At 69.4% G+C, this 24672-nt stretch carries 21 protein-coding genes; 7 read left to right on the forward strand and 14 right to left on the reverse strand.

Going from position 1 to position 24672, the window contains the following annotated elements:
* Window positions 1-44: 44 nt before the first annotated feature.
* The 3 genes from EDM04_RS16330 to EDM04_RS16340 form a co-directional block, all read right to left on the reverse strand.
* Entirely contained in the window at window positions 45-728 is a 684-nt protein-coding gene (locus EDM04_RS16330) for a phosphoglycolate phosphatase (RefSeq protein WP_123624010.1), read from the reverse strand.
* Between the two features lie 85 nt (window positions 729-813).
* Window positions 814-1986 carry a Cdc6/Cdc18 family protein gene (locus EDM04_RS16335; RefSeq protein WP_123624012.1) on the reverse strand — a complete coding sequence of 391 codons (1173 nt, stop codon included), beginning with the start codon at window positions 1984-1986 and terminating at the stop codon, window positions 814-816.
* A 94-nt stretch (window positions 1987-2080) separates the two neighbouring features.
* Entirely contained in the window at window positions 2081-2287 is a 207-nt protein-coding gene (locus EDM04_RS16340; protein ID WP_123624014.1) for a hypothetical protein, read from the reverse strand.
* An 88-nt stretch (window positions 2288-2375) separates the two neighbouring features.
* Between EDM04_RS16340 and EDM04_RS16345 the strand changes: the two genes are divergently transcribed.
* Window positions 2376-2777, forward strand: coding sequence for a hypothetical protein (locus EDM04_RS16345; RefSeq protein WP_123624016.1), 402 nt, complete (start codon window positions 2376-2378; stop codon window positions 2775-2777).
* Between the two features lie 17 nt (window positions 2778-2794).
* Here the strand turns inward: EDM04_RS16345 and EDM04_RS16350 are convergent, their stop codons facing one another.
* Both EDM04_RS16350 and glpK read right to left on the reverse strand, forming a co-directional pair.
* The gene (locus EDM04_RS16350) at window positions 2795-3901 is read right to left on the reverse strand and encodes a hypothetical protein (RefSeq protein ID WP_123624018.1); all 1107 of its coding nucleotides are present in this window, start codon (window positions 3899-3901) and stop codon (window positions 2795-2797) included.
* Window positions 3902-5443, reverse strand: coding sequence for a glycerol kinase GlpK (glpK, locus tag EDM04_RS16355; RefSeq protein WP_123624020.1), 1542 nt, complete (start codon window positions 5441-5443; stop codon window positions 3902-3904).
* 404 nt (window positions 5444-5847) lie between these two features.
* On the opposite strand from glpK, the gene glpA reads away from it, so the two are divergent.
* From glpA to EDM04_RS16375, 4 genes are all read left to right on the forward strand, one after another.
* Entirely contained in the window at window positions 5848-7596 is a 1749-nt protein-coding gene (gene glpA / locus EDM04_RS16360) for an anaerobic glycerol-3-phosphate dehydrogenase subunit GlpA (protein WP_123624022.1), read from the forward strand.
* Window positions 7583-8962, forward strand: coding sequence for a glycerol-3-phosphate dehydrogenase subunit GlpB (gene glpB, locus EDM04_RS16365; RefSeq protein ID WP_123624024.1), 1380 nt, complete (start codon window positions 7583-7585; stop codon window positions 8960-8962). The genes glpA and glpB overlap by 14 nt, the downstream gene beginning before the upstream one ends.
* The gene (locus EDM04_RS16370) at window positions 8959-10479 is read left to right on the forward strand and encodes an anaerobic glycerol-3-phosphate dehydrogenase subunit C (protein ID WP_123624026.1); all 1521 of its coding nucleotides are present in this window, start codon (window positions 8959-8961) and stop codon (window positions 10477-10479) included. Before glpB ends, EDM04_RS16370 begins: the two co-directional genes overlap by 4 nt.
* Before the next feature lie 103 nt (window positions 10480-10582).
* Window positions 10583-11629 (forward strand): hypothetical protein, encoded by a 1047-nt coding sequence (locus tag EDM04_RS16375; protein WP_123624029.1) that lies wholly within the window; start codon window positions 10583-10585, stop codon window positions 11627-11629.
* Between the two features lie 675 nt (window positions 11630-12304).
* Here EDM04_RS16375 and EDM04_RS16380 read toward each other — a convergent pair.
* Entirely contained in the window at window positions 12305-13450 is a 1146-nt protein-coding gene (locus EDM04_RS16380) for an acyl-CoA dehydrogenase family protein (RefSeq protein WP_123624031.1), read from the reverse strand.
* A 144-nt stretch (window positions 13451-13594) separates the two neighbouring features.
* Between EDM04_RS16380 and EDM04_RS16385 the strand changes: the two genes are divergently transcribed.
* Window positions 13595-14392: an RIO1 family regulatory kinase/ATPase gene (locus EDM04_RS16385; protein ID WP_123624033.1), complete on the forward strand. Its 798-nt coding sequence runs from the start codon at window positions 13595-13597 to the stop codon at window positions 14390-14392.
* Window positions 14393-14438: 46 nt separating this feature from the next.
* On the opposite strand, the gene EDM04_RS16390 is transcribed toward EDM04_RS16385, so the two are convergent.
* From EDM04_RS16390 to EDM04_RS16415, 6 genes are read right to left on the reverse strand one after another with little or no spacing between them, the layout of a single operon-like run.
* Window positions 14439-15374 (reverse strand): DMT family transporter, encoded by a 936-nt coding sequence (locus EDM04_RS16390; RefSeq protein ID WP_123624035.1) that lies wholly within the window; start codon window positions 15372-15374, stop codon window positions 14439-14441.
* A gap of 33 nt (window positions 15375-15407) precedes the next feature.
* Window positions 15408-16166, reverse strand: coding sequence for an ABC transporter ATP-binding protein (locus EDM04_RS16395; RefSeq protein WP_123624037.1), 759 nt, complete (start codon window positions 16164-16166; stop codon window positions 15408-15410).
* Window positions 16163-16951, reverse strand: a complete 789-nt coding sequence (locus EDM04_RS16400) for an ABC transporter ATP-binding protein (RefSeq protein ID WP_123624038.1) — start codon at window positions 16949-16951, stop codon at window positions 16163-16165. Before EDM04_RS16400 ends, EDM04_RS16395 begins: the two co-directional genes overlap by 4 nt.
* Entirely contained in the window at window positions 16944-18125 is a 1182-nt protein-coding gene (locus EDM04_RS16405; RefSeq protein WP_123624039.1) for a branched-chain amino acid ABC transporter permease, read from the reverse strand. Before EDM04_RS16405 ends, EDM04_RS16400 begins: the two co-directional genes overlap by 8 nt.
* Window positions 18122-19081 (reverse strand): branched-chain amino acid ABC transporter permease, encoded by a 960-nt coding sequence (locus EDM04_RS16410; RefSeq protein ID WP_123624040.1) that lies wholly within the window; start codon window positions 19079-19081, stop codon window positions 18122-18124. The genes EDM04_RS16405 and EDM04_RS16410 overlap by 4 nt, the downstream gene beginning before the upstream one ends.
* Before the next feature lie 9 nt (window positions 19082-19090).
* Entirely contained in the window at window positions 19091-20419 is a 1329-nt protein-coding gene (locus EDM04_RS16415) for an ABC transporter substrate-binding protein (RefSeq protein WP_123624041.1), read from the reverse strand.
* Window positions 20420-20597: 178 nt separating this feature from the next.
* Between EDM04_RS16415 and EDM04_RS16420 the strand changes: the two genes are divergently transcribed.
* A complete protein-coding gene (locus tag EDM04_RS16420) occupies window positions 20598-21494 on the forward strand; it encodes a proline dehydrogenase family protein (protein ID WP_123624042.1) in 897 nt (298 codons plus the stop codon).
* Between the two features lie 43 nt (window positions 21495-21537).
* Here the strand turns inward: EDM04_RS16420 and EDM04_RS16425 are convergent, their stop codons facing one another.
* Together EDM04_RS16425 and EDM04_RS16430 are read right to left on the reverse strand one after the other, a co-directional pair.
* Complete coding sequence (locus EDM04_RS16425) at window positions 21538-22761, reverse strand: cohesin domain-containing protein (RefSeq protein WP_123624043.1); 1224 nt, start codon at window positions 22759-22761, stop codon at window positions 21538-21540.
* Complete coding sequence (locus tag EDM04_RS16430; protein WP_123624045.1) at window positions 22758-24581, reverse strand: DNRLRE domain-containing protein; 1824 nt, start codon at window positions 24579-24581, stop codon at window positions 22758-22760. The genes EDM04_RS16425 and EDM04_RS16430 overlap by 4 nt, the downstream gene beginning before the upstream one ends.
* Between the last annotated feature and the right edge of the window lie 91 nt (window positions 24582-24672).

Raw genomic sequence — 24672 nt, forward strand, 5'->3', positions numbered from 1 at the left:
TGAGCCACGTCATCGCTTCGGGACGTGAACGGCCCCCTTTCGCGTCATTCGTCTCGCGCTCGGAGATCGGCGAGCACGGCCGCGGTGCCGTCCATGTACGAGTCCTCCAGGACGATATCGGCCGCGTTCCGGGCGGCGACGTCGGCGTTGGCGACCGCGTACGACTCGCCGGCGACCGCGAAGGTCGACACGTCGTTCTCGCTGTCGCCGACCGCGACGAACTCGCCGGGGTCGATCCCCAGCGCGTCGCAGACGCGTTCGAGCCCCTGCCCCTTGCTCACGCCCGTCGACTTGACGTGGTACGCGTAGCCGGTGTCGACGACCTCCACGTCGCCGCCGGCGGCCGCGGCGACCTCGCGCAGCAGCGCCTCGTCGGCGTCGAGCGACAGCGCCACCTCGGTCTCGCGCCACCGGTTCACCGTGGCGCGGGCGTCCCAGCCGGGGTCGCCGCCGCGCTCGCGGAACGCCTCGACGACGGCCCGCGGCGCCTCGGGCTCGCCGAGGACCGTCGTCTCGCCGTCGACGTGGACGACGCCGCCGTTCTCGGCGATGACGGTCTCGGCGCGCCCGAGGAAGTGCGACAGCGCGACCGGGTACGGGAACGCCTTCCCGGTCGCGAGCACCACCGGAGCCTCCCAGTCCGGCAACAGCTCGAAGGCGCGCGCGTCGATCCGGCCGCTCGCCGTCGTCAGCGTCCCGTCGATGTCTAACGCGAGGGGCGGAACCATACCGGACGTGAGTCGACGGCGCGCAACTGTCTTGCGTTCGCGAACGACCGGAGAGGGAACGCGAGGAGGGGAAACGACGGGCCGGTCAGGCCGACCACGAGGGCCGATCGAACAGCTCGCGGAACACGAGCGTCGGGAATCTCGGGACGAGCCGGCTCGGCGGCCGCCCCTTCCCGTCGCTCCGGCGGGCCGTCACCCGGTCGAGCAGGCCCGCGTCCGCGAGCTCGTAGAGGACGCGCCGCACCGTCGAGGGCGACAGGTCGACCGCCTCGCGCGAGGCGATCGTCTCGGTCGCGGCGCTCACCGACGCCCGATCGTCGTCGGGCAGGCTCACGAGCTCGTAGAGGAGCCGACGTCGGCTCTCCGAGAGCGCGAGGACCCGACCGAGCGCGACGCCCGGGGTCGGGACCGCCTCGATCCCCGCGTCGAGGTCCATCGGTCGCACCGTCGAGGCGCTCGCGCGCTCCGCGGTGACGGCCGCGCCGACGATCGCGGCGAGGGCGTCGTGCGCGTCGCCGTCGGCCCACTCGCTGACCTCGCGGATCTGGTCGTGGGTGAGCGCGTCGCGCCCGAGCCCGGTGGAACACCGGCTCGTCAGCAGCTCGACGAGCACGTGGCGGCGGTACGGCTCGAACGCCACCGCCTCGTCCGGGTCCCACTCGATCGCCGCCGGCTCCTCGCGGCCGAGACACACCGGGGCGACCCGGTCGCTGACGTCGGAGAGCCACTCGACGACCGTCGACGCGTTCGGCGTTTCGGGCTCGTTGACGTGGTCGACCGCGACGATCAGGTCCGGGCCGGTGTCCACGGCGTCCCGCAGCGATTCGGCCAGCTCCTCCGTGCCGATCCCGTGCTCGGGGACGTCGTCGTCGCTGACCGCGTCGAGCGCGGCGTGACAGAGCCGGAACCGCGTCGGCGCGCGCCGCGCGTCGACGTAGACGAACCCGGGAAGCGTCGGTTCGACCGCCCGAGTCGACGTCTGGATCGCCCGGCGCGGGCCGCTGTGGGACGCGAGCCGCTCGAACAGCGCGGAGACGATCGCCGACTTCCCGCTCCCCTTCGGTCCGTGAACGTAGGCGCTCGGCGGGAGCGATCCGGCGAAGGCCGACTCGAACACGTCGAGGAGCCGCTCGATCGCCGGCCCTCGACCGACCGGAGACCCGGTGTGTGACACCGGCGAGACGGCGTCGAGGTCCACGATGACGCCGGCCCCCACGTCGTAGCCGAGCCGCCGCTCGATCCGGTCGTCGATGTTCACGCCGCCACCTCCGGCGTGACGCGACAAAACGGCCTCGACTCGAGGTGAACGAGCGATCCCCCGATCGGGCCGCGCGTCTCCCTCGGACGTTTCGTTACCAGTGGTCCGGCTTGTATCGGTTTATGAGGAGCGTCACCACCACGAACACCGCTCCGGTGACGAGGCCCATGATCGCCGCGGCAACGATCCGCGCACCTATCGGCCCCTCCGCGGTCACCGACACGACGAGAGCGACGATCCCCGCGACGACGAGCAGGTTTCGGCCGTCGCGCCGTTCGAGTCTCAGTGCGTTCGTGTCCATACCCGGACCTCGCGTCGAGCGGCGTTAAATCCCCCCCGGTCGTCCCGATCTCCACAATCTTAACCCGACCCCCCGCCTCTCGGGAGGTATGTCCGAACCAGAGTTCGACGAGTCGGTCGTCAGGGCCGACAAGCGGAGCAAGGTGATCGCGCTGATCGTCGCGATCACCGCGTTCCTCCTCATCCGCGAGCTCGTCGGCGACGTCCAGTTCGCCTCGATCGCCGCGGCGACCGCCGGGATCGGAACTCGGCTGTACATTCCGTACCACGCGAACGTCCGCGTTCCGGAATCGGATCGGACGTCGCTCAGCGAGCACCCGACGGCGGGTGCGTACCACCACGGCGCCGCCGGGATCGGGCTCGTGATTCTGTCCGTCGTCGCAGTCGTCGCGTTCGCGGTCACTCACGGGTTCGCTACCTCCGTTGGTGTCGGGATCATCGCTGGTGTCGTCTCCTATGTGATGCTCGCCTCGGTGCTTCCGGCTCAATAAAAAACCGAGCCGTCGGTTCAGGTCCCCGGCACCCAGATCGATCCCAGGATGCCGAGGATCGACAGCACGGCGAGGATCGAGGCCGTGATGAAGATCGCCGCCGCCGGCGGGTCGACGTGGGTGTCCCCGTGCGCGTAGAACACGCGCTGGAAGGCCTCGCCGATCACGGCGCCGAGGAGTCCGAACCCGGCCCCGGCGATCAGTCCGACCGTGCCGCTGAAGCCCGCGCCGGTGAACGCGGCCCACGCCGTCGCGCCCGGGAGCGTCATGTGGTGCGTGACCGGGATCCGGTCGACGCCGAGGTTCAGGAACAGCAGCGTCGCCGCGCTGATGCCGAACCCGAGGAACACGTTCCCGGTCTGGATCGCGGCGTACGCCGCCGCCACCCCGGAGGCCGCGCCGATCGCCGCGACGTGCGACCACTTGTACATGTTCGGCAGCCACGGCTCGACGGCGAGCCGGTCCTCGCCGGACTTGTCGCCGTCGCCCGGGACCTCGCCGGGATCGCGGGTCTCCTCGCGCTCGAACGGTCCCATGTCCATGAACCCGCTCGCCTTGCTGCTGACGTTGCCGATCACCGAGTACCCGAACACCGCCCGGTGGACCAGCGCGCTGGCCACGACCGTGAACGCGATCGGGTCCGTCGGGATCGCTAAGTTCCGGAGCGTCTGTTCCAAGACGATGCCGAAGACGCCGAACGCCGCACCGACAGCGAGGATGTCCGGGCGGCTCCCCAGCGCGAAGCCGATGTCCTTCGCGTTGTGATAGTCGAAGCCGGACTCCATCGCTCCGTTCTTCGCCGCGTAGGCCGCCGCCGCCGCGCCGCCCGCGAAGGAGATGTGCGGCCCGAAGACGGGACCGAAGCCGACGCCGACGCCCGACCCCATTGCGGCGTCACCGCCCCACACGCCGGCGATGACGAGGAAGCCGGTGAAGATGAACGCCGGGAGCGCACCGAGCGCGGCGCCGAACGCCCCGCCGGCCGCCGCGCCGAGCCAGATCGTCGGGTCGAGCAGGATGTCGAGCACCGCGCCGATCGAGCCCGCGTTCCACTGCGCGAGCACTCCGCTCGACTGCGCGAGCAGGTCGCCCGACGCGGGCAACGCCGTCGCCTCGACGCTCATCTACTCGTCCTCCCCGTCGTCCTGCGCCCAGTTCCGGGAGCGATCGACCGCGTCGTCCCAGCGGCTGTACAGCTTGTCGACCTCCGCCTGGTCCTTCTCGGGCGTGAACTCGCGGTCGACCTGCCAGTTGTCGCGGAGCTCGTCGACGGTGTCCCAGTAGCCCACCGCGAGGCCGGCGGCGTACGCCGAGCCGAGCGCCGTGGTCTCGTCGACCTCGGGCCGGGCGATCTCCGTCTGGATGATGTCCGACTGGAGCTGACAGAGGAAGTTGTTCTTGACCGCCCCGCCGTCGACGCGGAGGCTGGTCGTCTCGACCCCGGAGTCGGCCTCCATCGCCTCCGCAACGTCGCGGGTCTGATAGGCGATGCTCTCGAGGGTGGCACGCACGATGTGCTCCTTGCTCGTGCCGCGGGTCATCCCGACGATGGTCCCGCGAGCGCGGCCGTCCCAGTGCGGGGCGCCGAGCCCGGTGAACGCCGGGACCATGTAGACGCCGTCGGTCGAGTCGACCGAGCGCGCCAGCTCCGCGGTCTGGGCCGCGTTGTTGATCAGGTCGACGTCTTCGAGCCACTCGATCGCGGCGCCGGTGATGAAGATCGAGCCCTCCAAGGCGTACTGGACGGGCTCGCCGGACATCTGGAACCCGATGGTGGTTAAGAGTCCGTGGTCGGACTCGACGGCCTCGTTGCCCGTGTTCATCAGGTAAAAGGAGCCGGTGCCGTAGGTGTTCTTCGCGTCGCCCTCGTCGAAGCAGGTCTGTCCGAACAGCGCCGCCTGCTGGTCGCCTAAGGCGCCGGCGACCGGGACCGCCTCGCCGAGGAAGCCGTCGGCGTCCGTGTGGCCGTAGTACTCCTCGTCGGAGGAGGGTCGTACCTCGGGCACCATCTCCCTCGGCACGCCGAACTCCGCTAAGAGCCCGTCGTCCCACTCCAGGTCCCGGATGTTGTACAGCATCGTCCGGGAGGCGTTGGTGACGTCGGTGATGTGGTTGCCCGTCAGGTTGTAGATGAGCCACGAGTCGATCGTCCCCATGACGAGCTCGCCGTCGCGGGCGCGGTCGCGGAGGTCGCCGCCGCGAGAGCTCTGCATCTTGAGCGGCTCGGCGTTGTCGAGGATCCACTCGGTCTTGGTCGCGGAGAAGTACGCGTCGGCCTCGAGGCCGGTCTTCTCGCGGATCTCCTCGACCTTGTCGGCCTCCTGCAGCTCCTCGACGCGGTCCGTGGTCCGGCGGTCCTGCCACACGAGGGCGTTGTGGACCGGCCGCCCGGAGTCTCTGTCCCAGACGATCGTCGTCTCGCGCTGGTTCGTGATCCCGATCGCCTCGAGCTGGTCCGCCTCCAGTCCCGCGTCGGCGAGGCCGTCGAGGACGACCTGTTTGGTGTTCTCCCAGATCTCGATGGGGTCGTGCTCGACCCAGCCCGGGTTGGGGTAGATCTGTTCGTGCTGTTCGTACGCGTTCGCGACGACCTGGCCCGCATGGTCGAAGACCATGAATCGGGTGCCGGTCGTCCCCTGGTCTATCGCACCGACATACTGTGTCATGTGTTGGATCCCTCCTGTGGCGCTGGTCCGTTCGCGGCGCCGACGCCGGCGCCGACGCCGATCGCCCTGCGAGCGTCGACCGAGGGTACGGCTCGTCCCTCGGGCCGTCGACCGCGACGCCGCGTCCGCCCCGTCGCCGGTCGAGCCACCGTCCGCGTCTCGACCGATGAGCCGGTGTCGCCGCCGCCGCGACATATCTTCACGGAAGCTACCACGCCACTCGTGAACATAATGTACTACCATAATAATCTTCCTGTTAAAATCCGGGATTCTCGGTGATCGAAAAAATGAGTATATAAATGACTCGGATCCGGCGACGCCTAAAATACTTGAACGTCCCTAATCGTTATTGATGCCTCCCCTCAGGAGGTAAAGTAAAGTGAACGGGGTCCGACCGGATCGATATGGACCAACAGGTGGACGTCGTCGTCGTCGGCGGAGGGTCGACGGGGTGCGGCGTCGTCAGGGACCTCGCGCGGCGGGGGCTCGACGCGGTGCTCGTCGAGAAGGGGAACCTGACGCACGGGACGACGGGGCGAATGCACGGGCTCTTACACAGCGGGGGTCGGTACGCGGTCTCCGACCAGAAGAGCGCGCGCGAGTGCATCGAGGAGAACAGGGTGCTCCGCGACATCGCGGGCCACTGCGTCGAGGAGACCGGCGGGCTGTTCGTCAAGCGTCCGGAGGACTCCGAGGAGTACTTTCAGGAGAAGCTGGAGGGGTGCCGCGCCTGCGACATCCCGGTCGAGGTGATCGACGGCGAGGAGGCCCGGCGCCGCGAGCCGTACCTCGCGCGCGACGTGGAGAAGGCGATCGCGCTGCCGGACGGCGCGGTCGATCCCTTCCGGCTCTGCGTCGCCAACGCGGCCGACGCCCGCGAGCACGGCGCGCGGATCGAGACCCACGCGCCGGTGACCGACGTGCTCGTCGAGGGCGGCGAGGTCGTCGGCGTCGAGGTCGAACACGAGACCGGTCCCGGCGAGCGGGTCCACCGCGAGCCGGGGACGACCGAGGAGATCCGCGCGCGCCACGTCGTCAACGCCACCGGCGCGTGGGCGGGCAACCTCGGCGAGATGGCCGGCGTCGACGTGGAGGTGCGCCCCTCGAAGGGCGTGATGACGGTGATGAACACCCGACAGGTCGACACCGTGATCAACCGCTGTCGGCCGAAGGGCGACGCCGACATCATCGTTCCCCACGAGACCGCCTGCATCCTCGGCACGACCGACGAGGAGGTCGACGACCCGGAGGACTACCCCGAGGAGGAGTGGGAGGTCGACCTGATGATCGAGACGCTCTCTGAGCTCGTGCCCGCGCTGAAGGACGCCCGGACGCTCCGCTCGTTCTGGGGCGTCAGGCCCCTCTACGAGCCCCCCGGCACCGGCACCGAGGACCCGACCGACATCACGCGCGACTACTTCCTCTTGGACCACGGCGACCGCGACGACCTCCCGGGGATGACCACCATCGTCGGCGGGAAGCTCACCACCTACCGCATGATGGCCGAGTCGATCAGCGACCACGTCTGCGACGCGCTCGGCCACGACGCGACCTGCGACACCGCCGACGCGCCGCTGCCGGGGTCGGAGAGCGAGGCGCGCATGGCGGAGCTGATGGACGAGTTCGGGCTCCGGTCCCCGGTGGCCCGCCGGTCCGGCCAGCGGCTCGGCTCGCGCGCCGACGACGTGCTCGACGACTGCGACCCGAACCCCGTGATCTGCCAGTGCGAGGGCGTCACTCGCGCCGAGGTGCGGGACGCGATCGGCGAGGCCGGCAGCGACCTCAACGCGGTCCGCCTCCGAACCCGCGCCTCGATGGGGAACTGTCAGGGCGGGTTCTGCACACACCGGATCGCCGCCGAGCTGGCACAGGAGTACCCCGAGCCGGTCGTCCGCGACGCGGAAGACGAGCTGTACCAGGAGCGCTGGAAGGGCCAGCGCCACGCGCTGTGGGGGCGCCAGCTCTCGCAGGCGATGCTGAACCACCTGCTGCACGCGACGACGATGAACCGCGACGGCGACCCGGCGAACCTCGATAGCGAGGTCGACTTCGGGGCGTTCGACGCGGGGGCGGACTCCGAGCCGGCCGGACCGAACGAGGGAGGGAACGCTGGTACCGCGACCGCAGACGGAGGGACCGATGGCGATCGATAGCGACGTGCTCGTCGTCGGCGGCGGGCTGGCGGCGATCACCTCGGCGGTCGCGGCGGCCCGCGAGGGCGCCGACGTGCGCCTCGTCGCCCACAAGTCGAGCACGCTCCGGCAGGCCTCCGGGCTGATCGACGCGCTCGGATACGTGCCGGCCACCGAGCCCGCGAAGCCGCTCCGCGAGGGGCCGCCGACCGCGGGCCGCAAGCTCGACCGCGACGAGTGGCCCGACCCGGAGGGCCCCCTCGCCGACCCCTTCGAGGCGATCGACCGGCTCCCCGAGACGCACCCGTACCGTGTTCTCGGCGCCGACGCGCTCCGCGAGGGGCTAGAGCTGTTCGACGACCTCGCGGGCGACGCGTACCGCGGGGGTCACACCGACCGCAACGCGCTCCTCCCGACGTACGGCGGGAGCGTGAAGCCGACCGCGCGCTACCCGGCCGCCGCCGAGGCGGGCCTGGCGAGCGACGACCGGCCGACGCTGATTATCGGGTTTCGCTCGATCACGGAGTACGACGCGCGCGCCTTCGCCGGGCGGTTGGAAGCCGCGGGCGTCCCCTTCGACGTCGCCGGCGCGGAGGTGGAGTTCGCCGAGGCGTTCCGGGCGGACACGAAGGTCACCCGGTTCGCGAAGGCGCTCGACCACGACGAGGCGATCGACGGGGTCCCCGCCCGCGAGGCGCTGGCGAAGGCCGTCGGGCCGCACCTCCACGACGTGGTCGACGAGGCGGGCGGCGTCGACCGCGTCGAGCGCGTCGGCTTCCCGGCGCTCCTCGGCGACGACCGCGGCGACGAGGTGCGCGCCGAGCTTTCCGACCGGCTCGGCGCCGACGTCTTCGAGATCCCGATGGGACCGCCGAGCCTCCCGGGGCTCAGGCTAGAGGACCGGCTGTACGACGCGCTCGATGCCGAGGGCGTCCGATTCGAGACCGGCAACCCGGTCGTCGGGATCGAGACCGCGGCGAACGGGAGCGTCGAGACCGTCGCGGTCGACCGGAAGGGCCGCGAGACGCCCTACGGCGCCGACGCGTTCGTGCTCGCGACCGGCGGGCTCGTCGGCAAGGGGCTCGACTCGGACCGCGACGGGGTCCGCGAGCGCGCGTTCGGGCTCCGCGTCGAGCAGCCGGCGGACCGCTACGAGTGGTTCGTCGACGACGCGTTCGGCGACCAGCCGTACGCGCGCTTCGGCGTGCGGATCGACGGGGACGGGCGCGTGCTGGACGCGGACGGGGTACCGGAGTACGACAACGTCTTCGCGGCCGGCGGGGTCGTCGGCGGCGCGGACGCGGCGCGCGAGAAGTCCGCGAGCGGGGTGTCGCTCGCGACCGGCATCGTGGCGGGGCGGCAGGCGGCGACGGAGGCAACTCAATGACACGACACACGGACGACGGAGACGGAGACGCGGAGGGAGGGAACGGACCGGACGGAGAGCGCGGCGACGGGCCGGCGGCCGACACGGACCGGTCGACGCCCGCCCCCGGCGTCCCCGAGGCGGGACGCGACGAGCAGCCGTCGATCTTCGTCCCCGACGACGGGGAGGTATCGGACGAGACTCCCCCCGAACGCCCGGCCACCGACGGGGGCGTCGAGAGCGCGACCGGCGGGAGCGACTCGGCCGACCTCGACCCGGACGCGTACGACCCGGTCGACGTGTTCCCGGGCGGCGATCTGGACCTCCGGGAGGGCGCCGACTCCTGTTACAAGTGCACGAGCTGTGACACCTCCTGTCCGGTCGCCGAGGTCGACGAGGAGTTCCCGGGACCGAAGTTCCAGGGTCCCGAGCAGTGGCGGCTCAAGCGCAAGGGGGACCACGACATCGACGAGTCGATCACCTCCTGTTCGAACTGCATGCGCTGTGACGACGCCTGCCCCTCCTCGGTGCCCCTCTCGCAGATGCACAACGAGGCGCGCGGGCAGTTCGTCGAGTCGCAGATGGAGAAGCTCTCGCGGGAGTACGTCCGCAACCGCATCCTCTCGAACTACCGCTTTTTCGCGTCCATCGCGAGCAAGGTGCCGCGGCTGGCGAACGCCGCGACGAAGATCCCGGGCGCGATGAAGCTCGGTGAGAAGGTGCTCGGAATCGCGGGCGACCGCGAGTTCCCCGACTTCGCCACCCAGACGTTCCGCGAGTGGTGGAAGGACCGCGGCGGCGCGCAGGTGACCGACCCCGACAAGCGCGTCGCCTACTTCCACGGCTGCTACTCCAACTACAACACGCCGGAGGTCGGCAAGGCGATGGTGCGCGTGTACGAGCACTTCGGCTACGAGGTGATGGTGCCCCCGCAGAAGTGCTCGGGGACGCCGATGTTCGCGAACGGGATGCTGAAGGACGCGCGCCGGCACGCGGAGACGAACGTGGAGAACCTCGTCGAGGCCATCGGCGAGGGCGCGGACGTGATCGCCTCCTGTACCTCCTGTTCGCTGTCGCTCCGGCAGGAGTATCCCGAGCTGTTCGACATCCACGGGATCGAGGACGTCTCCGAGCACACTTACGAGGCGCTGGAGTACCTCCGGATCAACGAGGACCTGGAGGGCGAACTGGCCGGGACCGAGCTCGCCGACGAGCAGGCGTTCGCCTACCACGCGCCGTGTCACGCCCGCAATCAGGGCCTCTCTCGGCAGGCCGTCGAGACGTTCCGCGACGTCGACGGCGTGACCATGGAGGACGTCGGCGACTCCTGTTCGGGCATCTCCGGCACCTACGGGTGGAAGGCGGAGAAGTACGAGACGTCGATGGAGATTGGCGAGGAGATGTTCGAGCACATGGAGGACGCCAAGGGCGACGTGGGGATGACCGAGTGCCCGACCTGCGCGATGCAGATGGAACACGGCACCGGCTACGAGGTCGAACACCCGCTCCAGCTGCTCGAGGACGCGGTCGGCGCGTAGAACCCTGGGACCGCGGGGCGAAGAACGAACTCACAGGCCCCGTTTTTCAGACGAGATAACCGCGAGGGAACGTTTATCAGCGCAACGCGGCGAGTCTGTGATCGTGACGCTCGCAGAGTTCCTCGACCGATTCGACGGCGCCGATCGGTCCATCGTCGTCGTCAACCGCACCGACCCCGACCCGGTGTTGAACATGCTCGTGGACACGTTCGGGGAGGACGCGGTGGACGTGATCGACGGGACGGTCGAGGCGAGCGAGCGACCCCAGAGCGACGGGGACCGCGGCGGCGACGCCAGCCACGGCGGCGACCCGAGCCGCCGGGACTCCCGCGGCGGACTCACCACTCGAGAGTTCACGACGGACCGGATCGTCGACGGGAACGGCGAGGCGCTCGGGCCCGACGGGTCCGTGACCCCGGAGCCGGGCGATCCCGGCCCGGTGATCGACGTCGGCGCCCTACGACGCCACGACGACGTGCCCTTCGACGGCGACGACCCCGAGGACTTGGAGAACCTCGCGCTCCTCGTCGAGGGCGACGAGGTGGTCGCGGGGTCGACGCTCGGCGAGCTCGGCAACGCGGTGTTGTTCGTGAACTCGGACCTGTACATCACCGGGAGCCGGACGCTCGACGACGTCGACCTCCCCTCGGTGATCGGCGGGCTCGCCGACACGGCGTTCACGCTGCGCGGCTACCCCGAGTCGAACCGACAGAAGCTCCTCTTGATCACCATCTCTCGGTTCATCGAGCGGGCCGCGTGGATGGCCGGCGACGGGACGCTCCGGTCGTCGTTCCAGCGCCTCTCCCGCCTCGACGACGAGGTCGGGACGCGGCGGGTGTACGAGCGCGTCTCCGCGGCCGGCGTCGACACACACCTCTACGGGATCCCGGACGACCTCCCGCGCGACCTCGACGCCGTGATCCACGGCGGCGACACGCGGGACTTCACCGACAGCTGGTTCGTGGTGTACCGCCCGCCGGAGGGGCCCCACTCGATCGACGTCGACCTGGGAAGCGACCTCAAGCGCGGGATCGAGGGCGGCGTGGGACTGCTCGCGGTCGAGACCGAACCGCGCGTTTGGCGCGGAGTCTGGACGTTCGAACCCGACCGAGTGCGGTCGGTGAACCGCTACATCGAGCGAAATCTGTAGGTGAGGCGCCGACCGCGCAGTCGGCGGCGGAGCGCGGTAGCGGGTACTCGGTGGAGCGCCGCGTGACAACGGGACTGGGTATTGCAGATCGGTGGCGACGGGAGAGTATTTAAACAGCCGTGAGCGACGGCGACGATCGCTTATAAACCGGTAGCGGTGGCGCGTGCCTGCGAGCGGTCGCCACGGGCGACCGCGAGACAGCACGCGCGAGGGACGCGGCGAACGCGAGCGGCGAAGCCGCGAGCCGTGAGCCGCGAGGCTGGGGAGGCGTGAGGTGCGGGGCGGTGCTGTGCGGGGTGGGACTCAAAGGGGCAGCCGCGAGGACGACGCTCGGCGCAGTAAGCACCGCAGCGAAGGAGCGTCAGCGACTGAGCGAGGAGCGCAACAAGCCGCGCGAGTCGTCGCGGCTGGGGCTTTGGCGGTGTTCGCCGTCGAGTCACCGATCACGTACAGCCGAGCGGCTGGGGCTTTGGCGGTGTTCGCCGTCGAGTCACCGATCACGTACAGCCGAGCGGCTGGGGCTTCGGCGGTGTTCACCGCAGCGCCGTCGACGACTTATAAACAGCCGACAGCAACGCCACTCGATCGCTTATCAATGACTACTCACTCGTTCTGATACACGTACTCCCGCTATCGATCGAGAGGGACGACGAAGCGCGAGCGCCCGATCAGCGTTTACAACCCGAGCTCGCGTCCCAACACGACGTGTTGGATCTCGCTCGTTCCCTCGCCGATCTCCATCAGCTTGGCGTCGCGGTAGAAGCGCTGCGGCGCGAAGTCGGTGGTGTAGCCGTAGCCGCCGAGCGTCTGGACCGCCTCCTCGGCCACCTCGCGGGCGGCCTCGCTGGCGTCGAGCTTCGCCAGCGCGGACTCCCGCGTCACTTCCTCGCCGGCGTCGTACGTCGTCGCCGCCTTGTGCGTGAGCAGGCGGGCGCGCTCCGTCTGCCGGTGCATGTGGACCACCTTGTCGCGGATCGCGTCGAACTTCGCGATCGGCTTGCCGAACTGCTCGCGCTCGCCGGCGTACTCCTTGGCGGCCTCGTAGGCGCCCTGCGCGAGCCCCACCGAGAGCGCGGCGATGGAGATCCGCCCGCCGTCGAGCGTCTTCATCGTCTGGGTCCACCCCTCGCCCTCCTCGCCGAGCAGCCGGTCCTCCGGGATCCGCACGTCGTCCAGCGAGATCTCGCAGGTGGGCGAGCAGTTGAGCCCCATCTTGTCCCACACCGTCGTGACCTCGAACCCGTCGTCGTCGGGAGAGACGATGAACGTCGAGATGCCGTCGTAGCCCGCGTCGGGGTCGGTGACGGCCTTCACCAACACCGAGTTCGCGACGTTCGCGTTCGTGATGAACTGCTTCGTCCCGTCCAGCACGTACTCGCCGGCGTCGGCGTCGTACTCGGCGGTCGTGTCCATGTTCGAGGCGTCGGAACCGCTGCCGGGCTCCGTGAGCGCCCACGCCCCCAGTTCGCCGCCCTCGGCGAGGGGTCGGAGCCACTCCTCCTTCTGTGCCGGCGTGCCGAACAGCTCGATCGGCTTCGCACCGAGCGAGGTGTGGGCGGCGTACGAGAGCCCGATCCCGCCGGAGACGCGGCCGAGCTCCTCGGTGACCAGCGCGTACATGAGCTGGTCGCCGCCGAGCCCGCCGTACTCCTCCGAGACCGGCACGCCCATCATATCGAGGTCGTTCAGGTCGGCGAACACCTCGTCGGGGAACCGGTGTTCGTCCTCGATCTCCTGGGCGATCGGCCGGATCTCCTCCTCGCAGAACTCGCGGACGGTGTCGCGGATCATCCGGTGTTCCGCGGGCAGCTCGAAGTCCATGGGGCAAGAATTGCGACGCGGCGGCATAAACGATACGAACGACCGTTAACGATCTCCGGGACGGCACGCCGCCGTCTTCGCCTCGCTCCGATTTCCTCCCCTCCGACGTGACCATTTATCAGTCGCCGTCGCCTCGGCCCGTCCATGGAGCTCCGTCGGATCGTGCGCGGTCGCGTGGACTGGCCCGACATCGAGCGGGTCGTCCGCGAGCTGGCGGACCGGTACGACCGCGACGGGATGCGGGTGCGGTTCCTCGACGCCGACAACTGGCTGTCGACCCCGATGGTGGTCGACGACGACCTGTTCGTGAAGGTGATCACCCGCCAGAACACGCTGGTCCACGCGCTGTTCACCACCGGTCGGAACCTCGGGGCCTTCTCCGCGGGCACCGAGGGCTTCTTCGAGCGCTACGAGACCCCTTACGAGATGGCGCGCCACGAGCTGGAGGCGACCCGGAAGGTCCGCGAGATCGGCGTCAACGCCCCGGAGCCGATCGAGGCGCTGGAGGTCGGCGACCTCGGCGTCGTCGTGTTGGAGTACCTCCCCGAGTTCCGGGCCCTCGACGAGCTCGACGCCGAGGACGTGGCCGCGCTCGCCCCGGCGCTCTTCGCCACGCTCCGGACGATCCACGACGCCGGGCTCGCCCACGGCGACCTCCGCGCCGAGAACGTCCTCGTGCGCGACGGCGACCTCTACGTCATCGACGCGACGAGCGTGAGCGAGGAGGGCCGCGAGTCGGCGCGGTCGTACGACCTCGCGAGCGCCCTCGCCGCGCTGGAACCTCTGATCGGCGCGGCCGACGCCGTCGCCGCCGCGCTCGGTAGCTACTCGACCGACGAGATACTGGCCGCTCGGCGGTTCCTCGACTTCGTCGCGATCCGGCCCGATCACGAGTTCGACGCCGCCGAACTCAACGGCGAACTGGAGAAGCGGGCGACGTAGGTGGACGGACAACGGAGAGAGCGGGGGCCGTGCGGTCGCCCGCAGGTCACTCCGCGGCCGCGTCCGGCGTCTCCTCCGTCGTCCCCGCGCGCTCCCGGCTCACGGCCCAGATCCCGGTGGTCATCAGGGCGCCGCCGACGAGGTACCCCGGCCCGAGCGCCTCGCCGAGCAGCGCGGCACCGAGCGCCGCCCCGACCGCGGGCTGCGCGAAGAAGAAGACGGCGACCGTCCCCGCGGGCACGTACTCTAACCCCTTGTACCAGAGGTACCACGCGGCCGCCGTCGACGCCAGCCCGAGGTACAGTACGGCGGCGATCGACTCGGCAGTTAGGGGGATATCCGTTGGAGAGAGGCCGAGGTACCACAGCTCGCCGGCGGCGAGGACCGCGAGCATCGGCACGCTCGCCAGCGAGGAGTACGTCGCCGCGCGCAGCGCGCCGTGACGCCTGACCGCGGGCAGCCCCCAGACCGTGTAACCGGCCCACGCCGCGCTGCCGACCAAGAGCAGCGCCACGCCGACGGCGTTGCCCGCGGCCATCGATCCGAGGTCGTACTGTCCGGCGATGACGACGGCGGTCCCGACGCCGGCGACGGTCATCCCGCCGGCCTTCGTCGCCGTGACGCGCTCGCCGAGCACGGCCGCGCCGAGCACCACCGTGAACACGGGCGTGAGGACGGTCAGAAGCGACCCCTGGCTGGCGTTGGTCAGCTCCGTGCCGAGGAACTGGGTCGCGATCGTCAGCGTCACCCACCCGCCTAACGCGACGAACGCCGGCCACTCGTCGCGCGAGGGCGTGGGTCCGCCCCGTCCGGCGACGACGAGCCAGAGCGCGACGCCGCCGACCGCGACCCGGAGGAAGCCGAGCGTCACCGGCGGGATCAGCGCGAACCCCCACTTGCTGACGACGTACATGCCGCCCCACAGCGCCGCGGCTAGGAGGGGAGCGAGCGCGTACGCGTATCGGCCGATAGCGAGTGCCATGCAATTTCGGTCGGGTTGGTGAAGGGCGAGGACTCAGCCGCCGAGGTACAGCTGGGAGACCTCCTCGTCGTTGAGCAGTTCCTCCGGGGTGCCCTCGAACCTGACGGTCCCCTGATCGAGGACGTATCCCCGATCGGAGATGCCGAGCCCCTTCGTCACGTTCTGTTCGACCATCAGGATCGCCGTGTCCATGTCGTTGACCTCCTGCACGTCCTCGAACACGTCGTCTGCGGTGTTGGGCGCGAGCCCCGCGGACGGCTCGTCGATGAGGAGCACGTCGGGCTCCATCACGAGGGCCCGGGCGAACGCCAGCACCTGTCGCTGGCCGCCGGAGAGCGTCTTCGCCTTGGCCGTCCGCTTCCGGTCGATGATCGGGAACCGGTCGTACAGCGTCTCGATCACGTCTTCGAGGCCGCCGTCGCGGGCGACGCCGCCCATCCTGAGGTTCTCGTCGATCGTCAGCGAGCCGAACACGTTGTCGGTCTGGGGGACGTAGCCGATCCCCTCGCGGACGATCTCCTCCGGCGCCATCCCGCCGATGTCGCGGCCGTGGTACTCGACCGTCCCCGTCCACGGCGTCAGCATTCCGAACGCCGTCTTGAGGACGGTCGACTTCCCGGCCCCGTTCGGGCCGACGAGACAGACGATCTCGCCCGGATCGAGCCGGATCGAGAGATCGTCGAGCACCTGCACCTCGCCGTACCCGCTGTCGACGTTCGACAGCGAGAGCACGGGGTCGACTCCGTCGGTACCGTCGGCGGCCCCTGCGGGCCGGGTGGTGTCGTCGCTCATGTGCCGCCTCCGAGGTACGCGTCGATGACGCGATCGTCCCCTTGCACCTCCTCCGGGGTGCCCTCCGTCAGGACGCTCCCCTGATCCAAGACGACGATCGGGTCGGCCAGGTCCATCACGAACTCCATGTCGTGTTCGATCAGCAGGAACGTCGTCCCCTGCTCGTTGAGTCGTCGGATCTGGTCTTTCAGCTTCTTCGCCAGCGTCGGGTTCACCCCCGCGACCGGCTCGTCGAGGAGCAGCACCTCCGGCTCGGCGAGCATCGCCCGCGCGAGCTCGACGAGCTTCATCTGCCCGCCGGAGATGTCGGTCGCGGGCTGGGTCGCGAGGTGGTCGATCTCGAACTCCTCCAAGATCCGCTCCGCCTCGGCGAGGTTCGTCGACTCGCTCTCGCCGACGGTCCCGGGCCGAGCGAACAGGTTGACGAAGGACTCGCCGGGCTGGTTCCGCGGCCCGACCAGCATCGCCTCGCGGACGGTCATCCCCTCCAGCTTGCGCGGGGTCTGGAACGTCCGGATGAGGCCGTGGTCGGCCACCTGATACGGCTCCATGCCGGTCACGTCGGTCCCGTTCACCTCGACGGTGCCGCCATCCGGCTCGTAGAAGCCGGAGATGAGGTTGAACAGGGTCGACTTCCCGGCCCCGTTCGGCCCGATGAGCCCCGTGATCGTGCCGCGCTCGACCGCGAAGGTGGCGTGGTCGGTCGCGGCGAGGCCGCCGAACGACTTCTGGAGGTCGTCGACGCGGAGGACGGCGTCGTCCTTCGGGAGCGCGCCCTCACTCATCGCCGCCACCTCCCTTCTGTTCGCGGACGCCGGAGGAGGGCGGATCGGGCGGGTCCCGGTCGTCGACCGCGCTCGGCCAGATCAGCTCCCGCTGCGGCGGGAGGATTCCCTGCGGCCGGTAGCGCATGACCGCGACGATCACGACCCCGATCAACAGCAGCCGCAGCGGCGCGGGGTCGATCGGCAGCGCCACGTCGTTGAGGAAGCGCGTCCCCTCGCGGATGGTGACGATGACGATGCCGCCGAACAGCGCCCCCCGGTTGGAGCCGCTGCCGCCCAAGATCACCGCGACCCACGCGTAGAACGTCGTGATCGGGTCCAGATCACCCGGTCCGACGTAGAGGTTCAGGTGGGTGTAGAACACGCCCGCCAGCGCCATGATCAGGCTGCCGAGTACGAACGACTGCATCTTGTACGAGTAGGTGTTCTTGCCCAGCGCCCGCGCGAGGTCTTCGTCGGAGCGGATCGTGCGCAGCACCCGGCCCCACGGCGACCGGTGCGCCCGCCGCAGGACGAAGAAGGTCGCGCCCGCGAACGCGAGCACGAGCAGGACGTTCAGCGACGCCCGCCAGAACGACGTTCCGAGGAGTATCGGCGATCCGGGGATCACCACGAGCCGGAGCCCCGGCATCGTCTCCGGGAGCGTCGAGAACACCGGCCACCCCTCGAAGAAGCTCGGGATGCCGCGCACGCCCGCGCTCCCGTTGGTCAGCCAGCGCTCGTTGAGGACGATCAGCCGGACGACCTCGGCCAGCCCGAGCGAGGCGATGGCGAGGTAGTCGGCCCGCAGTCGGAGCGTCGGGATACCGATGAGCAGCGCCAGCACGAACGCGACGACGAGCGCGACGGCGAGACCGACGAGCGGGTTGAACCCGCCCGCGATCGGCGAGCTGTCGGCGGTCATCAGCGCGGAGCCGTACGCGCCGATCCCGAAGAAGGCGGCGACGCTGAAGTTGATCAGGCCGGTGAATCCCCACTGGGCGTTCAGTCCGAAGGAGAGGAGCGCGTACATCCCGGCGAGCCCGACGAGGAACAGGAAGTACGTCGGGCCGAGCGCGCCGGTGAGCAGCGCCCCGAGCAGGAACAGCGCGAACGCGACGCTGACGCCGAGGACCCACGCCTCGGGGCGACTCAGGTCGTCGACCGCCGCCTTCGGATCGGAGAGGAGGCTCACGTCGCCCCCTCCCCGGCGATCCCGTTGGGCCGGACCAACAGCACGGCGACCATGATCACGAACGCGATCGCGTTCGCGTACTCGATGCTGATGAGGCTCTCGAGCAGGGCGGCGAGCCACCCCGGCCAGATCGGTAGCGCCTCGACAACGTTGGAGAAGAACGGCGTTAGCTGGTTGATCATGCCGATGAGGAAGCCGCCCGCCATCGCGCCGTAGACGGATCCGATCCCGCCGAGGATCACGGCCGCGAAGATGACCAGGAGGAGGTTGAATCCCATCCGCGGCGAGAGCTGGTTGAAGAGCCCGAGGAACACGCCGCCCGCGCCGGCGAGGCCGGCGCCAATGACCCACGTCCACAGCTTGACGCGCTTCGTCCGGATACCGCTGACCCGGGCGAGGTCGGGGTTGTCGGCCATCGCGCGCATCTTCCGACCGAGGTCGGTGTACTGCAGCAGGACGTGTAACCCCCCGACGAGGACGACCGCCGAGCCGACGATCGCCACGTCGTGCAGCGTCACGCGGACGCCGTACGGCACGAGCGCCTCGATCGGGCGCAGCGGCTGGATCCCGAACCGGGTGAAATCGGAGCCGAACCGGATCTGGATCACCGCCCGGTAGATGAAGGCGATCCCGATCGACGTGATCAGCAGGCCGATCGAGTCGACGTCGAGCGGCTCGTAGACGAGCTTCTCCGTGCCGACCGCGACGACCGCCGCGACGGCGATCCCGGCGACCAAGGCGAGGAAGAAGCCGTACGGGAGCCCCAACACCGCACCGCCGAGCCCGCCGACGGCGCCGAAGGTCACGAGCGCCGAGTACGCGCCGACGGTCATCGTGTCGCCGTGCGCGAAGTTCGCGAAGTCGGCGATGCTGTACACCAGCGACAGCCCGATGCTGCCGAGGACGATGATGCTGCTGAAGACCAGCCCGTTAGCCAGGTATCCGAGGACGGTCATCGGTCGGGATTAGCCTTCGACGAAGTCGACGCCTTCGTAGTCGTGGTCCTGCACTTCGAGGACCTGAAGGAACCCGACGGGGTCGCCGTTCTCGTCGAAGTCGATCGGACCGCTGACCCCCTGGTAGTCGACGTCGTCCGGGCCGCCGCCGTCCGCGAGGATCTGACTGGCGGCCTCGAAGGAGGTCGCCTCCTCGCCCTCGGGCCCGGAGACGCGCCTGACGGTGTCCTGCAGCGCCGAGCCGGAGAACTCGTCGGCGGCCTGAATCGCGAGCGCGGCGTTCATCACGCAGTCGTAGGCGTACGCCGCCCACGACGTGGGCTGCTGGTCGTACTCCGCCTCGAACTCGTCCGCGAACGTCTGGTAGTTCTCCTCCTCGACCGGGGCGGAGGGGACGACGATCTTCATCCCCTCCATGCTCCCCTCCGGCGTGTTCTCGATCACGTTGTCCCCGGAGACGGAGTCGGCGCCGTAGAACTGCGCCTCGTAGCCGGACGAGTACACCTCGTTGACCATCGTCGCGAACTCCGCCTGGTAGGTGATGAACAGCCACGCGTCGGCGCCGGAGCCGTCCATCTCGGAGACGACGCCCGAGTAGGACTGCTGTTCCTGGTCGTGCGGGTTGTTGTACGCGACGTCGCCGTCCCACGCGTCCACGAAGGCGTCGGTGAGGCTCTGGCCGTAGTCGTTGTTGACGTAGGTGATCGCCACCTCGTCGTAGCCGTCGTCGGCGATGATGTCCGCGAGCGCGATCGACTGACTCCGCCCCGACGGCGACATCCGGAGCAGCCCGGGGAACTCCGTGAGGTTGAGCCCCGTGGAGTTCTGGCTCAGCTGGACCACGTCGGTGTCCTGTACGACGCTCTCATAGATCGCGAGCGAGACGCCGGAGCCGACCGCGCCGATGAGGAACGGGACCCCGTCCTGGTTGACGAGCTTCTGGGCGGCCGCGATCCCGCCCTGGTTCTCGCTCTCGGAATCCTCGACGATCAGGTCGAGCTCGCGCCCGTCGATCCCGACCTCGTTGACCTGCCGTAAGGCGAGCTCGACGCCGCGCTGGTTCCGCTCCCCGAACGCCGACAGTGACCCGGTCAGCGAGTCGACCATCCCGATCTCGTAGGCGTCGGTGTCGCCGCCGTCGCTTCCGTCGTCGTCGGTCCCGTTCTCTTCGTCGGTCCCGTCACTTCCGTCGGTCCCGTCACCTCCGTCGCTCCCGTCGGACCCGTCCCCGCCGTCGTCGGTCGTGCTGAGACAGCCCGAGAGCGCGGCGACCCCCGCTCCGCCCGTCAGTTTCAGCAGCGTTCTCCGGTCGGTCAGGTCCGTGCTATTTCGTGACATTGTTTCCTGTAGTTCCCGTGGGTGTACGGGTATCTGAAACCCTACCCGTCCATGGTCGGCTGAGACGTATATCTCCTCTCACACGGCGCAATTTTTCCATGACGGTTTTATTCCCGAATATACCTTGAAATAATTGGTCGGGTGCCCTTATATCCCCGTCGGGAGTCCCGGTGATCGTATGATACCGCCCATCGCGAGCAACTTCGTCGCCGGCGAGACGCCGGAGGCGGCCCTCGCGCACGTCGAAACCCTCAACGACCGGGGCGTGGCCGGCATCCTGAACCTCCTCGGCGAGCACTACGAGGAGCGTCCCGCCGCCGACGCCGACGCCGACGCGTACGTCGACCTCGTCGAGTCGATCGCCGACCGGGACCTCGACGCCTGCGTCTCCGTCAAGCCGAGCCAGATCGGTCTCGACGTCGGCGACGACGCCTTCCGGGAGAACCTCGCGCGGATCGTGGCGGCGGCCGACGACGCGGGGTCGGGCGGTCCCGGCTCGGACGGCTCGGACGCTCCGGACCCCTCGGGCACCTTCGTGTGGATCGACATGGAGGACCACGAGACCACGGACGTGACGCTCGACGCCTTCGAGCGCCACGCGACCGCGACCGACGGCAACGTCGGCGTCTGCGTGCAGGCGAACCTGAAGCGCACGCGCGAGGACCTCGAACGGCTCGCCGACCTCCCCGGCAAGGTCCGGCTCGTGAAGGGGGCGTACGACGAGCCCGCCGAACTGGCGCACAAGAAGAAGGCCCGCGTCGACGAGGCGTACCGCGACTGCCTCGCGTACATGTTCGAGGCGTTCGACGACGGGGTCGCGGTCGGGAGCCACGACCCCGCGATGATCGAGTACGCGACGGAGCTGTACGCCGAGCACGGGACGCCCTACGAGGTCCAGATGCTGATGGGCGTCCGCGAGCGAGAGCAGTTCGACCTCGCGGCCGACCCCGACGTCGACGCCGAGGTGTACCAGTACATCCCGTACGGCTCCAAGTGGTTCTCGTACTTCTACCGGCGAGTCCGGGAGCGCAAGTCGAACGCGCTGTTCGCGCTGCGGGCGGTCGTCGGGCGCTGAGCGGGCTCGTCCGCTGTCGACCGGGAGGATCCGAAACGCGGTTTCAGACGTTATCCGTCCGGCGTCGGTAGCCGAGCCACCCGAGCAGCAGCGACAGCGAGACAGCGACACTCGCGGCCCCGAATCCGGGACTGGAGTCGTCGGTCGCCGCGGTGTCGTTGGCGGTCGCGTCGTCGGTGTCGTTGGCGGTCGCGTCGTCGGTGTCGTTGGCGGTCGTGTCGTCGGTGTCGTTGGCGGTCGTGTCGTCGGTGTCGTTGGCGGTCGCGTCGTCGGTGTCGTTGGCCGCGCGAACGCTCACGTTACCCACGGCCGTCGAATTGAGCGACACGGCGTAGACGCCGGGCGAGTCGAACCGGACGGTGACGTTCACCCGACGGTCTTCACGCTCGGGAACCGCTACGGTCGTGTTCGCACCCATCGCCGTTCCGTTGCCGTACACGATCCCCTCGAAGGTCCCGTCCTCGTCGCCGTCGTTCTCGACGGTGGCCGAGACGACGACCGGGTCGCCGGGCGCGACCGACGTCCGGTTGAGCGAGGATTCGACGATGGAAAACGACGGTTCGGACGGTGCGATAGCACCGCCGCCACCGCCAGTAGAACCGCTCCCCCCGCTGTTGCCGTTATCGTCGTTATCGTCGTTGCCGTTGCTATTGTCGTTATCGCTGCTATCGTCGTCGTTGTTGTCGCTGTCGTCGCTGTCGTCGTTGTTGTCGCTGTCGTCGTCTTCGTTGTCCGCTGGTGGCTGGCTCGACGAGCCGTTTCCGATCGCCAGTTCGACGTCGTCGAACGATTCCGGCGAGGCCTCTTCCCCGTCGCCGTCGGAGAGTTTCGTGTCGGACTCGTCGAACGTGAGCTGCGTGGCGCCGGTGGCGTTTTCGGAGACTGTGAGCGTCACCTCGGCGAGGACGGGATCGTCTGTCTCCGCGGATCGGAGCTGATTGAACGCGACCCAGCCGCCGTCGTTGTTCACGTTCGCGACGGGGTCTTCGAAGTCGTCGCTACCGGAGACGCCGTCGACGGTCACGGCACCGGGGTCGAACGTGAGGTTGGTCTGGTAGCCGCGCACTGCCGTCGCGTTGGCCCAGACCCGCACGGTGACCGTGTCACCGGGCGCCGCATCGATGGTGCCGTCGGGGGACCCAGTGACGGTGTCGCCGGCCGAAACCACGTCCGCCGGTGCGGTGCCGAACGCGGCGACCGTCATCGGAAGCGCGCCGAGCACGACGACGAGCGCGGCCGCGACGACGACCGCGCGACCGGTTCTCATCGGTCTCCTCCCGCGAAGTTGTCGACCGCGACGGCGTCGCTGATGTCGACGTCACCGTCGCCGTCGACGTCCGCGGCCGCTCGGTCGATCTCCACGTCCTCGCCGGCTATCCACCGCTGGATGCGGTTCACGTCGTCGCCGTCAATGTCACCGTCGCCGTCGACGTCCCCGACTGCGGCGTCCCCGGGTTCGTAGCTGACGATCAGCGCCGGCGGGGTGGCGCTTTCGACGCTTTCGATATCCCAACCGTCCGGCCCCGGCGGACGGAACACCCACCCCCTGTTCCGTGCGCCGTCGACCCAGGCCTGCACGCTCGCCGTCACGTCGATCGCCGTCTCGCCGGTCTCGACCGCGCCGGTCTCTGCGACCGGTTCCGAGACGGCGTCGGCGCCATCGGCGTCGATGCCGCCGCCGACCGACACCCACGTCGCGTCGGAACTCCAGTCCGTCCGCAGTCGGTGAATCGCGGCGCCGTCGCCGGCGTCCGAGCTCTGCAGCCAGAGCGTGGCCTCGTTGACGGTGGATCCGGGCGGAATCTGGGTATCGTCGAGTCCGATGATCCCGTCGAACCGGAGGAGGACCTGCGTGGCGCTTCCCGACCCCTCGGGATCGTCGCCGTCGACCGACAGCGTTTCCGCGGTGTCGTAACTCGACTCGGGATCGGCGGCGCGTATCACCGTGTCTGCCGCCCCTTCGTAGCCGTCCGTCCCCTGCTGGAACGTGGCGGAGGGGCCCTCGGGTTCCGGTGGCGGTCCGGGCGACGACCCGAACCGCGCGTCGAAGTCGAGGTCGAATCCGAACTCCGAGTCGCCGTCGGTCATCGTTCCACCCGTACTCGGTGAGAACGTCCGGACCCGAATCCGGTCGGGCGCGTCCGAGCCTGCCCCCGGTCGGAACTCGACACGACGCATGAAGCCGTCCCCGCCGTTGGGGATGCCGAACTGGTAGTTCGCGAGCAGTTCGTACACCTCCGAGCCGGCGTCGTTCGTGGACACCCGGTGGGCCTCGCCGTCGTCTTCGTGCCAGTGGCCACAGAGGACCATGAACACTTGGTCGTTCGGCGAGATGAGCTCCTCCCAGACCGCCTGGCCCGCGTTGCCGATGTCGTTCGCTTCCTGCAGGTCCTGTGCGCGCTGTTCCGGCGCGTCACGGAGATACGAGTGCGTGGTCACGATCGTCGCCCGGTCTGGGTGGTCATCGAAGACGCTCTGGGCCCACCCCAGCGGCGTCGACGGGTCGTCGACCGACCCCGGCGGCTCCCACTCCAGCGCGAGGTGCAGGAAGTCGTAGCCGCCGGCGGAGAACAGCTGGTAGCTGTTGAGGTCGTCCCGGTTCTCGTCGCCGGTGGTCGGCCCGGCACCGCCGAACCAGTCCCGTCCGGCGTAGCGGGAGGGACCGAACCGCTCCTTGTACTTCGCGATCGAGGACTCGCGGTCCCACAGCGTCGCGTAGTCGTGATTGCCCGTGACGGTCGAATAGGGGACGACGCCGTCGAGCGTCGACATGGCCTCGTCCATGTACTGCCACTCCGCTTCGACGTCGCCGTTTTCGACGACGTCGCCCTCGTGGCTGGCAAACACGATGTTTTCAGCGTCAACGTTATCAGCGATCCACCGCGTCTGGTCCGTGGCGTAGGACGACTGGACTTCGGCGTAGTTCTGGGTGTCCGGAAGCGCGACGACCGTCCAGTAGTCGCCCGACTCCTGAGCGGTGCCCTCGGTCGTCCCGAGCGTCGCGACTCCGACGCCGGCGCCGACGGATCCCAGCAACCGACGTCGGGTCGTGGTCATCGCACGCTCTGCGGGGTCAGTACTACTCACGGGGATGCTCCGCCCCCCTGACGCGCCGATACGCGACTCCTCTCTTCCCCCGTCGGCCGGCGTCGATGGGGCTGCCGCCGGCTGCCGGCAT

Origin of the sequence: Halorubrum sp. CSM-61 (genome assembly GCF_003781945.1) — an archaeon.
Classification (GTDB): Archaea; Halobacteriota; Halobacteria; order Halobacteriales; family Haloferacaceae; genus Halorubrum.

What these genes read in the sequence shown, in the direction of transcription:
- EDM04_RS16350 (WP_123624018.1), bottom strand. Translation starts at nt 3,901, where the DNA reads ATGAGCGTCGAGGCGACGGCGTTGCCCGCGTCGGGCGACCTGCTCGCG.
- glpB (WP_123624024.1), top strand. Translation starts at nt 7,583, where the DNA reads ATGGCGATCGATAGCGACGTGCTCGTCGTCGGCGGCGGGCTGGCGGCG.
- EDM04_RS16395 (WP_123624037.1), bottom strand. Translation starts at nt 16,166, where the DNA reads ATGAGCGACGACACCACCCGGCCCGCAGGGGCCGCCGACGGTACCGAC.
- EDM04_RS16370 (WP_123624026.1), top strand. Translation starts at nt 8,959, where the DNA reads ATGACACGACACACGGACGACGGAGACGGAGACGCGGAGGGAGGGAAC.
- EDM04_RS16380 (WP_123624031.1), bottom strand. Translation starts at nt 13,450, where the DNA reads ATGGACTTCGAGCTGCCCGCGGAACACCGGATGATCCGCGACACCGTC.
- EDM04_RS16330 (WP_123624010.1), bottom strand. Translation starts at nt 728, where the DNA reads ATGGTTCCGCCCCTCGCGTTAGACATCGACGGGACGCTGACGACGGCG.
- EDM04_RS16390 (WP_123624035.1), bottom strand. Translation starts at nt 15,374, where the DNA reads ATGGCACTCGCTATCGGCCGATACGCGTACGCGCTCGCTCCCCTCCTA.
- EDM04_RS16420 (WP_123624042.1), top strand. Translation starts at nt 20,598, where the DNA reads ATGATACCGCCCATCGCGAGCAACTTCGTCGCCGGCGAGACGCCGGAG.
- EDM04_RS16410 (WP_123624040.1), bottom strand. Translation starts at nt 19,081, where the DNA reads ATGACCGTCCTCGGATACCTGGCTAACGGGCTGGTCTTCAGCAGCATC.
- EDM04_RS16415 (WP_123624041.1), bottom strand. Translation starts at nt 20,419, where the DNA reads ATGTCACGAAATAGCACGGACCTGACCGACCGGAGAACGCTGCTGAAA.
- EDM04_RS16400 (WP_123624038.1), bottom strand. Translation starts at nt 16,951, where the DNA reads ATGAGTGAGGGCGCGCTCCCGAAGGACGACGCCGTCCTCCGCGTCGAC.
- EDM04_RS16345 (WP_123624016.1), top strand. Translation starts at nt 2,376, where the DNA reads ATGTCCGAACCAGAGTTCGACGAGTCGGTCGTCAGGGCCGACAAGCGG.
- EDM04_RS16385 (WP_123624033.1), top strand. Translation starts at nt 13,595, where the DNA reads ATGGAGCTCCGTCGGATCGTGCGCGGTCGCGTGGACTGGCCCGACATC.
- EDM04_RS16425 (WP_123624043.1), bottom strand. Translation starts at nt 22,761, where the DNA reads ATGAGAACCGGTCGCGCGGTCGTCGTCGCGGCCGCGCTCGTCGTCGTG.
- glpK (WP_123624020.1), bottom strand. Translation starts at nt 5,443, where the DNA reads ATGACACAGTATGTCGGTGCGATAGACCAGGGGACGACCGGCACCCGA.
- glpA (WP_123624022.1), top strand. Translation starts at nt 5,848, where the DNA reads ATGGACCAACAGGTGGACGTCGTCGTCGTCGGCGGAGGGTCGACGGGG.
- EDM04_RS16340 (WP_123624014.1), bottom strand. Translation starts at nt 2,287, where the DNA reads ATGGACACGAACGCACTGAGACTCGAACGGCGCGACGGCCGAAACCTG.